The sequence below is a fragment of the Blautia sp. An249 genome (genome assembly GCF_002159835.1).
GTDB classification, from domain to species: Bacteria; Bacillota; Clostridia; order Lachnospirales; family Lachnospiraceae; genus Blautia_A; species Blautia_A avistercoris.
In genome coordinates, this window is the sequence record NZ_NFJL01000024.1 from 43,040 (window position 1) to 54,076 (window position 11,037).

Here is an 11,037-nt window from a genome sequence, read left to right on the forward strand (position 1 = left end):
CATCCCTCCTTTACATCCGGACAATCGGCGTATCCGATGTCATATTATAGACTACCTGCCAGCATTGCTCATCCAGTGGGTTCTCATGCTTAAGAGCCGTGGCAGTGGTGAGACACACTTTTTTGCCCTCTAACGCTTTATATCCGCCTTTTTCATTAATCCACTGTCCGGTCTGGTTCATAATCCTTTTCTGCAGCACATCTCGATTTGGTGTCACAATATAGAGCGTATCTGTCACCTGCACCATTTTGTTGCACTTAGCCGAGTAGTCAGATTGTACATGCGTCCCGCATTCATATTCCATATATAAAATCTGATCGGCTTTCTTTGCTACAATATCCGGAATATAGATCCCCCCTCTTCTAAGCTTTACCGTATTTTCCTTCCGGTCCATACTAACTGAATCAAAATTCCCACTCTCTGTAAGGATTGTCCAGAGGGCGCGGATTCCATATCCATGGTTTGGATTATCATGCTGACTGATAATTTTATCCAGTTCAGATAATACCGGGATTTGTTTAAAGTGTTCTTTAAACAACCGTTGACCAATCTCACTCATCCGGTAAACCATAAATTTTGACCGCAACGGATCTGACACCTGCTCCTGCACCAGAATTCCCATAGAATATAAAGATCGCACACTCATCCTGACCGTTGCCTTTGTCACCTCATCCTGCGTCAGTTCGTTTATTCTTCCCTCTATCTCTGTATAAGCAGATATTCCTTCCTTTCCTATAATTTCAAGAATTGTCCACATCAGCTTTGTAATTTTGTTCTGATACTCCGACAGATCTATCATATGAGCCATATTTTTCTGCTTTTTCCCTTTTTGATACGCACGTACCGTCTTTTTCGCCGGATGTACTGGGATCTCCCTTTGCACTGGCTCCAATTCCTTCGACAGCTTTTCCATCTCTTGAATATCTCTGATATCTGCTTCTTGAATATCTGCATCTTCTTCAATGATCATTTCTACCACAGGTGGTGCCGCAACATAGGATGGCACAGGAGATTTGTTCTCCTCACTCTGTCTTTCAGATACGGTTTCCTGTTTTTGATCCTTTTCTTTATACATATCGCTCTTCTTTATACTTCCCGGATAATTTCTCATCACTTCAATCTGCTCTTGTAAACTGTCTATTTTTACTCTCCTCTCCTCGGAGATGTCCAAAAGGCGACGCTGCAGATCCGTTCTTTCGCTATTATATTTACGAAAACTTGCAAGCGCTTTTACTGCAAGCTCTGCCAGCGTCAATCCATCCCAGCTGTACATTTTTCCTAGCACAATCTCAGAAGAATCCTTTACCAGAATCTCCTCACACAGCTTCCTGCAGTGAAATTCCGCTTCACGAAACGTTTCCTCAAGTTTTTTCCACTGCTGTTTCTTTTTATTGAGCTGCTCATCAAGATCCTGGCATCTTGATTCGGAACGGTTCAGTCTATTTCTCAGTATAATTTCTTCCTTACTCATCCTGCACCCCTTCCAGCACTTCTGAAATAAAATTCTCTGGTGACCATTCATAGAGACTGGACACATCTATTCCCGGCACATTTTCTCCCAGCACTGCCATGTTCTCTGAAAGGATCAGAAAATCCGTATACATTTGGCTCCTGCAAGCAAGTGCCTCTTCCTCTTTCTGGCTGTCATTTTGCAGGATTGCCGCTGAAATGTTCTGCAAGTACACCGCAGCGTCCGTTTTTACCCATTCCAGAAGCATGGTCTTGAATTGTCCATATTTTGTATCCAGCGCCAAACCGTCAATAGCAACTGTCTGACTGGAAACAGTATCCAGCAGTTCTTCATATTCAGTAGCAATTAGTTTGGACTCCTCATCCATACTTAGCCGATAATCCAGCCGCAATATATCTTCATACAATCCCCTTGCCTGCAGATAATGCCGGTAAAGAAGCGCATATACATCCCTGTTCTCAATTTCTTCTACTGTCACAATCTTCGGTACTACATTCCCATTCTCGTCATACACATATTCCGTGCTCATAAGTCCATAAATCAAAAAAACAGTATAGACGCAAAGAACTGCCAGAATTACCTGAAAAAAACGTCCGGCAATCTTCCTCACTCGTTCTGTATGGATCTGCTTTCTCTGACGCTCTGACTCTTCTGCCTCTAACTCAGCTTCTAATTCCTCTGGATCTTTCCGTTCTTCTTCTGGGACTCTTCCCAGGCGGTCTCCCAGCTTTCGCTTCCTACGCCATCTCTTCTTACCGGACGATCCGCGCACATATTTCAGCTTATGCTCCGCTTTCTTCATTGCCAGCAGCCTCCTCTCCGGTCTTTTCTTCCCGTTCCGGGAAAAGACAGCCTTCCAGATATTCCACGCTATACGGTATAATTTCAGACGCCGTATCTTTCCATGCATACTCCGCTCCACAATTCTCACAAGTCGTAAGGCGTGCTACTTCTCGCGTCTGTATTCCTCCATTCACATAGACAGACGAACCCTCCTGCAGTCTTATAGCGTCTTGCTGCGCCTGCGCCCCAAAGCTTTTCACCCATGGATAATCTGTTTTCACATCCGCTGCTGCCCCGTTATCCCGGATATGATACTTCCTATTTGCAGCAATCTGGTACTGACAAGTCGCATAGTTGATTGAATCATCCTTATATAGCTCCGGCGGACGGCACAGATTACCGATCAGGATCACTACATTTGATATTTCACTCCGCTCTTTCAGGAGCTCAAAGCCAGCAATATCATCCAGATGATTTTCCCGCTTACAGATATAAATAGGTGTGATATATACCGTATTTCCCTGAACACTGTTCTTATGACCACAGGCCTTGCAGGTTGTGCTCTTTATCACTTCTCTGGTTGTCAGAACACCCCGGATATCAACCATATCCCCTTGATCCATTTCCGAAATACGCCGGATAATTTCTTCATTTCCAGACATAATGATCGGACAGTCAACATGCAGTTTTCCCCCCAATACCTCACCGTTTCCATTCAGATATGGCCGGCGCAGAACCTTTATGGCAAGAATAGCCCTTGTTAATGTTCCTTCCGTAGATTGATAAATCTTAGGGGTTGACTGGATTTGTCCATGCAGCAGTACAAAATTCTCCCGTGCCATGTCGTTCCCTCCTTTCCTACTGCAATAAATATGAAAGACATTGTTGCAAAAAGCAGGAAAAGGACAGACTCTGTACGAATCTGTCCTTTGATTGAACGAAATATGTCCTTCAGGCTGCTTTCTTTATGATAGTGCTCTGTGCTTTCTTGTCTTTCTGCTCTTTCTCCTCACGAAAGGGAAAATAATCCTTATTCCAGGGAATCCGCCACACCTCCTCGGAAACAGGAAACGGAACTTTATATGTATGTCCGGTCAGTCGATCTCTCAAGAACACAGCCGTTCCTTTTTCCGTCCTGCATTCTTTCAAAAACAATATCAAATTCTCACATTCGGTAACCGTTGGAATTGAAATCGTAATCGCTCCGTAGGAAGTTTTCAACTGCAACATATCCTGTACAATCAACTTCTCTCTACTCAACGACTCTTGATCTGATTCTACAATCTTTCCACGAATAACGCATATCTTTCCATCTTTCAGGAGATGTGCCAACTTTTCATATCTATCAGCAAAGCAAACTGCCTCGACCTCTGACTCATCATCCGAAAATACAAAAGCCGCGAATTCCTTGCCGTCCCGCTTTCGCTTTAGTATTCTTAAATTCTGGATTGTTCCAAATACCCGATTCTCCCCCAGTGACAATTCTGCAATTCTCTTTATATCCGGGTACTTCTTTGAGACTCTCACATATACTTTATTCAGCCGACTACTCAAACAAAACCCCAGAACTTTTTCCTCTATTGTATCCAATTCCTCACGACTAAAGGACGGTCCTGCCACGTTTTGAATGCTTGTTAGGAAACGGTTCTGCAGCAATATCGCTTTCTCACTCATTCCATGAAGTTCCTTCTCCCTGATAAGATCCTGCAGGTATTTATATGCCGTTGGATACCATGCCATCAGTCCTTTTCGGTTGCTGGTCCAGCCATCCATAGCTCCGGATAAAATCAGCAGATCCGTTGTTTTATTATCGGTATATCCTCTTTGTAGGAAATCCTTCATAGAACTGAATGGTTTTTGCTGCCTTTCCGTTTCGATCTTCGACACTGCCGCCGCACTCATACCCTTTATCCCACACAAGCCAAAACGAATGTTTCCATCTTCTGTCACAAGGAATCTTCCTTCCGAAAGAGCAAGATCCGGCGGGAGTACACGAATCCCGTCTCTCCTGCATTCTGAAACCAGAATTGGAATCCTGTCCTTCTCACTATGGTTAAAAAGCGCACACAAGTAGGCTCTCGGATAATAACATTTTAAATAAGCCGTAATATAAGCAAGTTTTGCATATGCCGCCGCGTGAGATCGATTAAAGGAATACTTTCCAAATTCCAAAAGCTCACTCCAGATTTTCTGTGCCTGCTGCCGTGCGATCCCCTCTCTGATAAGCCCTGATACCAGGCGGGTACGATATGTTTCCAATAGCTCCGTATCCTTTTTAGCAATTGCTCTTCGCACAATATCCGCCTCCTCCAGAGATAGTCCACCGATTTCATGGAAAATCTGCATAATTTCTTCCTGATAAACCGGATATCCATAAGAATCTTTTAAAATCCTGTTCAGCTTTTCAGAAGGGTATTGCTTTGCTCTGCCTTCCCTTTTTGACCGAATGATTTTATCGGCATACTGGAGCGGTCCGGGCCGGTAAATAGAGATCAATAGGGTAAGATCCCGCATATCGGTTGGTTGAAACTCTTTTAACAGTCTCCGCATGCCATCTGATTCCAGCTGAAACACTCCTACTGTCTCTCCCTGGCCAAAGATCCGTTGAAACACCTCCGGCATGACAGGAATCCGGGACAGATCAACATTTTTTCCAATAATTCTTAAGGTTTCCGTTATGACATCCAGTGTACGCAGTTTCAGAAGATCCAGCTTCAGAAGCCCCATGCGTTCCACCTCTTCCATGTCAAATTGTGTCATCCACTGACCGGTGTGCTCATTAAACATCAGCGGTATCCGGCTGCTGATATTCGCAGTATCGGATAAAACTACACCTGATGGGTGCTGCCCTGTACCACTTCGCCGTCCCTCCAGCAAATACGCATCTCCCAAAATTTTCTCTGCTTTCTTGTTTTTTGCAGCGAACTGTTTCAGCTTTTCTGACTCCTTTAGGTTTCCTGTCTCAGAAACCATATTCTTCATGGCCTGAATTAATTGTCCGGAGGCTTCATGGACAGCGCCGGCATATTCCAATGCCTGCAAGGCACCCATCCTCATTTTTGTTGATATCGCACAGATTGCATATTCTCCATACTTTTCTCGCATATATCGCATAACCCGTTCATAAATTTCGGGTGCGATATCAAGGTCAATATCTGGAGCTGTTACGCGCATGGGATTAAGAAATCTTGTAAATAAAAGTTCTTCTTTCACCGGATCAATAGATGTGATCCCCAGAATATAAGCAGTCAGTGATCCAACCGCACTTCCTCTTCCGGGACCAATGTAGCAGGCTCTGTCTTGCTCTTTCTTTTCCATATCATGGATAAACCCTACCAAATCCTCCACAATACAAAAATAATCGGAAAAGCCCATCTTCGTGATAATGTTCATCTCTTCCTGCAAACGTTTCTCATGCTTTTTTGTCCATCCACGGCAGTCTGGATAACGTTCTTCTTTTTTCGCTGAAACAAGGCTCTGCAGTCTTGTTTTTCCATCTTCTCCCGGGAACACAGGATAGTGTGTGCCTTCTGGCGGGGAAAACACTTCACTTCTTTCACAGCACTTTCTCATGCCCTCTTCACATCTGCTCAAAACTTCACCCGGCAGAATTTTCCCAAGCTGCTTTATAATGTTATACATCGGTCGAATTGAGAAGTCACCTTGAAATCCTTTTTGTTTTCCTCTCCTGTCACCTGCCTGCAATTCTTGTCTTCGCTTGTCCTCCCTGCTATTCTCAGAGTAACGGGCCTCTTCCGCTGACAGAAGCTGATGGCTCCCTGCTGCTCTCACTATGAGTGGCAGCACATCCTTCTCATCTGGTCTCCCATGGCAGCACAATTCCACATAGAAATTTTCTTTTCCAGACAGCTCCGCCATATCGTCACAAAATGTTGCAGCCTGCCGCACAACCAGTTCCTTTTGCTCTAAGAAACGAAGAAGTCTGCGTTCTTCCTTCTCCAGTTTCTTATACTTCTCTTCCCGTTTCTGTAGCCTTTTTGATTCCCTGAATGCTTTACGATACTGCATCTTTTCTCTGGTACTGCTGCTTTCATCAATATTTTTTTGGAGAATTCTCTCTTTATCCGATAATTGCGATGATTCATTCTGTTGCATAAGCTTCTTTTTTTCACGTTGTACCATGACCAACAGTTCCTCTGCTTCCGGTATTGTCTTTAGCAGATTAAACAGAATCCCATCGGTTCCTCCTGTTGTAACCATCACATGCAAATGACCACAGGACCCGGGTGCCAGCCATTTTCTCAGTATTCCGCCGCTGACTGAACCACTGCTTTCTTCAGAACCCTGCGATCCTTCACTTAATATCTTTCCGATAATCCCATATCCCTTTTTGTCTACTGGGATCAGCAGCATATTCCCTTCCAGTTCATTTTGCTTTTCTTTCCAGTGAACCTTAATCTCAGTTCCCACACTGATCGGGATTTGATACTCCATCATCAGATCATATGCCTCGATACAGGAGGACATCGTTTGATACTCCGTCAGAACAATTTTTTTCGCGCTTAGATCTTTTGCTCTTTGGAACATCTCGCGCAGTGTCATGGAAGCACGACGCAGCGAATGCTCTGATTGTAAATGCAGGAAGTATCCATCTTCCACCTTTGAAACTTCCACAGCCTCTTTCACTCCTTTCTTCTCGGCTATTTTACGCTTTGAATATGAATGAAAAGCTCTGGTTGGAATATCAAAATAGAACTCCTTTGACATCAGGAAAAGTCAGAATCACTATACCTCGATTTAAAACAATGTTGTTTTTAAAATAATATTGTTGACATTATATGTACTATGTGGTACGATGTATCCATCAACAAAACAATAGTGAGGTGACCAGCATGAACTTAGAAAAATGGAAATCACAGATAGCGCGTGGTACACTAGAATACTGTATTCTTCTTATGTTGGATAAAAAAGTGTATTACGGCTATGAGATTTTGCAGGAATTGAGCAAATATCCTATTATTGCTTCTACAGAAAGCACGGTATATCCTTTGTTAAGACGACTGCAAAAAGAAAATTATTTGCAATCTACATGGAAAGAATCGACGGAGGGGCTGCCGCCACGAAAATATTATTCGTTAACAGCGGAAGGCAAGAGCTATCTGGAAGCTATGAGTAATGAATGGAACAACTTATTAAGTGCTATGTCTGATTTGAAAGGGGAATAAAAATATGAACACTACATTTGAAAAATACTTAGATACCGTTGATAAATGTTTAAAACCACTTCCTACTTCTGAAAGAGTGGATATTGTAAAGGAAATAAAAGGCTCTATCTTAGAAATGGAAAGCGATCATCTTTCAACGGAAGAAATTTTGAATCGGTTAGGGAATCCGAAGGATCTTGCAAAAGCATATCTCGGCGATTTACTTTCAAAAGAAAGCGGATTTAGCTGGAACAGATTTTTAGTTGTTTGCGCATTTTATAGCGTTGTAGGGTTTTCTGGAATGATCGTTATTCCGTGCCTTGCGATTATGGCTCCCGTTTTTATTATTAATGGTATTGCCTGCCCGATTATAATGGCGGTAAAATTGGCTGATTCTATTTTCCATCTCGGACTGCCTTATATGGAAAATATAGGGGTATTTACAGGCATAATAGAATTAAATCCTGTCGCGGAATTTGTGATAACTCTTGTCATCGGAACGTTGCTTTTTCTTGTGGGACGTGGTTGCTGGAAACTGTTAATTTACTACTGCAAGAGAGTCAGCAAGGCAAAATCTGATTTAGAAATTTGATATTTATTGAACAGCGGTTAGTCTCAGGGATTAACCGCTGTTTGAGGGCATAAACGTAGCTGCTGTACAACGGCTTTTTCTTTTGCTGTCGTCCCATCGTTTACGCTGTTATTATAAGGATTGCTCCACCCCCGACGCACAGGAAAGTGAAGTCCGCACCTTTATCAAAGAAATCTGGTGCTATGCCGACGTTGAGGAACTGGACGAGGCCGTACTGAACCGGCTTATCAGCAAAATCCTGATTGGCGAGGTTAAGAAGGTGGACGGCCAGAAGGTGCCCCATCTCTCATTTGGAGAGACGGGGCGTTTTTTGCATCGTCCGGCAGAAATCATCAATATAATTCAGGTACTTTCTTTTTGAAGATAGCCAAAATGACTACAAGAGTAACGATAGCAATTAAAACAATTTGCAGTAGGGACTCTTGATAGGTTACATTTTTGCTGATTATAGCTTGCCGAAACACAATAACAATCAGGGAAGTAACGATTGTTGCAGGAACAGATTTTCGGATCATGCCAATAATGAACGGCCATAGCGATAATACTGTGCATACAATCACAGCAGTGATTGCCATTGGTATCCATGTATGAAGCATTGAGACTTGAAATGTCCCCTCCAACATATCCCAATATTGATCCGCCAACACAATATAACCGCTGCAACAAATGTATCCGATTGCCATTGAAATTGCTGTATAAACCATAATGATCCCCAATTTGCCAATCATCAATTTTATCCGGTTCAAAGGGTAGGAAAACATAATGATAATGGTTCCCTGATTATATTCTCCAATGACAAGCCGTGCAGTCAAAACCGATGAATATACAAGAAAAATAAATGACATCAGCAGGCCAATAACAAGGTATGTGCTTTCAAAAGTGTCTTTGGTCTGTTCCGGGTCTGTCACACTATCCCATAAAGAGATTGTGATAAAAAGGATACTGAAAAGGATTGCGGCAAACGTAAAGATAATATTTCGTCCAATACCAAATTTTTTCAATTCCAACTTAATCAGATGTACCATTTTATTTTCCCTCCTCTGTAAACCGGAAAAAGAAATCTTCCAGTGTGTCTTGTTTGCGGCCAATGCTCTCCAAACCAACTCCATTCTCAATGAGAGCTTTTGACAGGACTTTACCAGTAACATCAGAATCATAAATACGGATGAACTCTTTATCCAGCACACTAAAGTTCTTTATCCTCATGCCTTCGAGTAATGTGGCAGCGCGTGTTACATCATCAACCTGCAAGCTGATATAATCTGTTTGATGCTTGTGAATTTCTTCAATCGGCAATTCTGCTAAGAGTTTTCCATGTCGAATAATCCCAATCGTATCGGCAAGAAGATCCACCTCGGACAGAATGTGGCTGGAAATAAAAATGGTTGTTCCATCTTCCTGATTTAGTCGCTGAAAAAGGGTTCGCATTTCACGAATACCGTCAGGATCTAAAGCATTGATCGGTTCATCTAAAATCAAAAATTCTGGTCTTACCAGAATCGCTCTTGCAATCGCAAGTCGTTGTTTCATGCCCAATGAGTAATGACGGACTTGTTTTCCCTCGACATTCTGTAAGTCCACCAAATGCAAAACCTCGTCAATCCGTTCCTTGTTGTGGAATCCCATATATTCGCAATGCAACTCTAAGTTTTGGCGGGCAGTCATTTTGTCGTAAAAATATGGGTTTTCAATGATTGAACCCACCCTTTTAAATATTTCGTAGCTGTGATCGGTAACTTTTCTTCCGAAAAGCTGAACCTCTCCGGCATCTGGATGAATCAGGTTCAAAATCATTTTCATAACTGTGCTTTTTCCCGCACCGTTTGGTCCAACAAAGCCATAGATTGCCCCTTTCGGTATGTGGATATTTACATCGTCTACAACGACATTTCCCTTGTAAGCCTTTCGTAAGCCTACGGTTTTCATGATATAGTCCATTTTGTGTACCTCCTATATGGCTATGATTATACAAAACGGACTTCACTTTTCTCTGCCGTAAATCTAACGATTTTCTAACTTTTCAAGATGATTGAGAAAATAGTTCGCTCATTCTGTATGCTATAAACTTCTAATTCTGCTCCAATTTGTGCAGCCAGATGCTTTGAAATTGCAAGGCCCAAACCGCTGCCGGATGTTTTTCGGGCTGTTGTATAATTTCTTGCGAAAATCTGTTTTTGCTGCTGTGGTGACATTCCAGTTCCGTGATCTTCTATTTCAATTATGCTTTTTCCTTTTGATGTGGTGAGCCGTAAAGAAATATATTTTCCATCACCGCCGTGTCTAATAGCATTGTCTATCAGATTTTTCAAAATGCGTTGTAATGCCTCATAATCTGTGTAGGCATAAATCGGAGTATCTGGTATCTGAATATCAACCTCAAATTGTTTTTGCTCAAGCAAATCATAATAGTCCAAAATTGTGTCTTGGCAAAGTCTTGAAATATTTTCCTTTTTCAGTTGAATAGGGAGATCGCCGGAAGTTATCTTGGACATTGTAAAATAGTCATTGATTGTCCGAATTAAATCATCGGCCTTTCGGTCTATTTTATCAGCCATAACATGAACATTTTCGGGCATGGCAAAGTCGTTTGTCATGCAGGAAAGCATTTCACTATTTCCTTTCAGGACAGTAAGCGGGGTGCGGATGTCGTGAGAGATGTTTGTTAGAACCTGCGCCATCGCCTTTTTGCTCTGCTCGAATTCTGCCCTTTTTGTATAAAAATCTTGAAGTAAGATATTCAGTACAGCACCTAATTTTTTGATACTATCATAATCTGTAGGTATAAGCACAAAGCCATTTTCAGAAGTAATTGACAGAGAAGTAAGTCTGTCGGTGATATAGTTGATCTCTCGTTCTAGCTTTTTGTATTGTACCCGCTGCCAAATCAAGATAAGCAACAAAACAAATGAAAAAACCGCAAACAGAATCCACATCTATTTGTCCTCCATCTTGTAGCCGATACCCCATAGGGTTTTAATATAGACTGTTGTATCTTCCGCATTATTCTTCAATTTCAAACGCAGGCG

The 11,037-nt window shown here is 42.2% G+C and carries 9 protein-coding genes and 1 pseudogene; 3 read left to right on the forward strand and 7 right to left on the reverse strand.

The features are described 5' to 3' along the window. Nucleotides 1-10: 10 nt before the first annotated feature. The 4 genes from B5F53_RS17005 to dnaE form a co-directional block, all read right to left on the reverse strand. Nucleotides 11-1,471: a hypothetical protein gene (locus B5F53_RS17005; protein ID WP_087225989.1), complete on the reverse strand. Its 1,461-nt coding sequence runs from the start codon at nt 1,469-1,471 to the stop codon at nt 11-13. Further along, nucleotides 1,464-2,273 (reverse strand): hypothetical protein, encoded by an 810-nt coding sequence (locus B5F53_RS17010; protein ID WP_087225992.1) that lies wholly within the window; start codon nt 2,271-2,273, stop codon nt 1,464-1,466. The genes B5F53_RS17005 and B5F53_RS17010 overlap by 8 nt, the downstream gene beginning before the upstream one ends. Then, nucleotides 2,254-3,096, reverse strand: coding sequence for a single-stranded DNA-binding protein (locus B5F53_RS17015; protein ID WP_087225995.1), 843 nt, complete (start codon nt 3,094-3,096; stop codon nt 2,254-2,256). The genes B5F53_RS17010 and B5F53_RS17015 overlap by 20 nt, the downstream gene beginning before the upstream one ends. A 109-nt stretch (nt 3,097-3,205) precedes the next feature. Beyond that, nucleotides 3,206-6,889, reverse strand: a complete 3,684-nt coding sequence (gene dnaE / locus B5F53_RS17020; RefSeq protein WP_162610641.1) for a DNA polymerase III subunit alpha — start codon at nt 6,887-6,889, stop codon at nt 3,206-3,208. Between the two features lie 218 nt (nt 6,890-7,107). Here dnaE and B5F53_RS17025 point away from each other — a divergent pair, with 218 nt between their 5' ends. The 3 genes and pseudogenes from B5F53_RS17025 to B5F53_RS17035 all read left to right on the forward strand — a co-directional run. Further along, entirely contained in the window at nt 7,108-7,440 is a 333-nt protein-coding gene (locus B5F53_RS17025) for a PadR family transcriptional regulator (protein ID WP_087226001.1), read from the forward strand. Nucleotides 7,441-7,444: 4 nt separating this feature from the next. Next, entirely contained in the window at nt 7,445-8,011 is a 567-nt protein-coding gene (locus tag B5F53_RS17030; protein ID WP_087226004.1) for a DUF1700 domain-containing protein, read from the forward strand. 124 nt (nt 8,012-8,135) lie between these two features. Then, nucleotides 8,136-8,372, forward strand: a pseudogene (locus tag B5F53_RS17035) (DUF4368 domain-containing protein); the annotation flags it as partial. Here the strand turns inward: B5F53_RS17035 and B5F53_RS17040 are convergent. From B5F53_RS17040 to B5F53_RS17050, 3 genes are all read right to left on the reverse strand, one after another. Further along, a complete protein-coding gene (locus tag B5F53_RS17040) occupies nt 8,344-9,036 on the reverse strand; it encodes an ABC transporter permease (RefSeq protein WP_087226010.1) in 693 nt (230 codons plus the stop codon). The pseudogene B5F53_RS17035 and the gene B5F53_RS17040 sit on opposite strands and share 29 nt — an antisense overlap. 1 nt (nt 9,037) lies before the next feature. Next, on the reverse strand, nt 9,038-9,949 hold the full coding sequence (locus B5F53_RS17045; RefSeq protein ID WP_087226012.1) for an ABC transporter ATP-binding protein: 912 nt from the start codon (nt 9,947-9,949) through the stop codon (nt 9,038-9,040). 74 nt (nt 9,950-10,023) lie between these two features. After that, nucleotides 10,024-10,944 carry a sensor histidine kinase gene (locus B5F53_RS17050; RefSeq protein WP_087226016.1) on the reverse strand — a complete coding sequence of 307 codons (921 nt, stop codon included), beginning with the start codon at nt 10,942-10,944 and terminating at the stop codon, nt 10,024-10,026. Nucleotides 10,945-11,037: the final 93 nt, after the last annotated feature.

What these genes read in the sequence shown, in the direction of transcription:
- B5F53_RS17010 (WP_087225992.1), bottom strand. Translation starts at nt 2,273, where the DNA reads ATGAAGAAAGCGGAGCATAAGCTGAAATATGTGCGCGGATCGTCCGGT.
- B5F53_RS17040 (WP_087226010.1), bottom strand. Translation starts at nt 9,036, where the DNA reads ATGGTACATCTGATTAAGTTGGAATTGAAAAAATTTGGTATTGGACGA.
- B5F53_RS17005 (WP_087225989.1), bottom strand. Translation starts at nt 1,471, where the DNA reads ATGAGTAAGGAAGAAATTATACTGAGAAATAGACTGAACCGTTCCGAA.
- B5F53_RS17025 (WP_087226001.1), top strand. Translation starts at nt 7,108, where the DNA reads ATGAACTTAGAAAAATGGAAATCACAGATAGCGCGTGGTACACTAGAA.
- B5F53_RS17045 (WP_087226012.1), bottom strand. Translation starts at nt 9,949, where the DNA reads ATGGACTATATCATGAAAACCGTAGGCTTACGAAAGGCTTACAAGGGA.
- B5F53_RS17015 (WP_087225995.1), bottom strand. Translation starts at nt 3,096, where the DNA reads ATGGCACGGGAGAATTTTGTACTGCTGCATGGACAAATCCAGTCAACC.
- B5F53_RS17050 (WP_087226016.1), bottom strand. Translation starts at nt 10,944, where the DNA reads ATGTGGATTCTGTTTGCGGTTTTTTCATTTGTTTTGTTGCTTATCTTG.
- B5F53_RS17030 (WP_087226004.1), top strand. Translation starts at nt 7,445, where the DNA reads ATGAACACTACATTTGAAAAATACTTAGATACCGTTGATAAATGTTTA.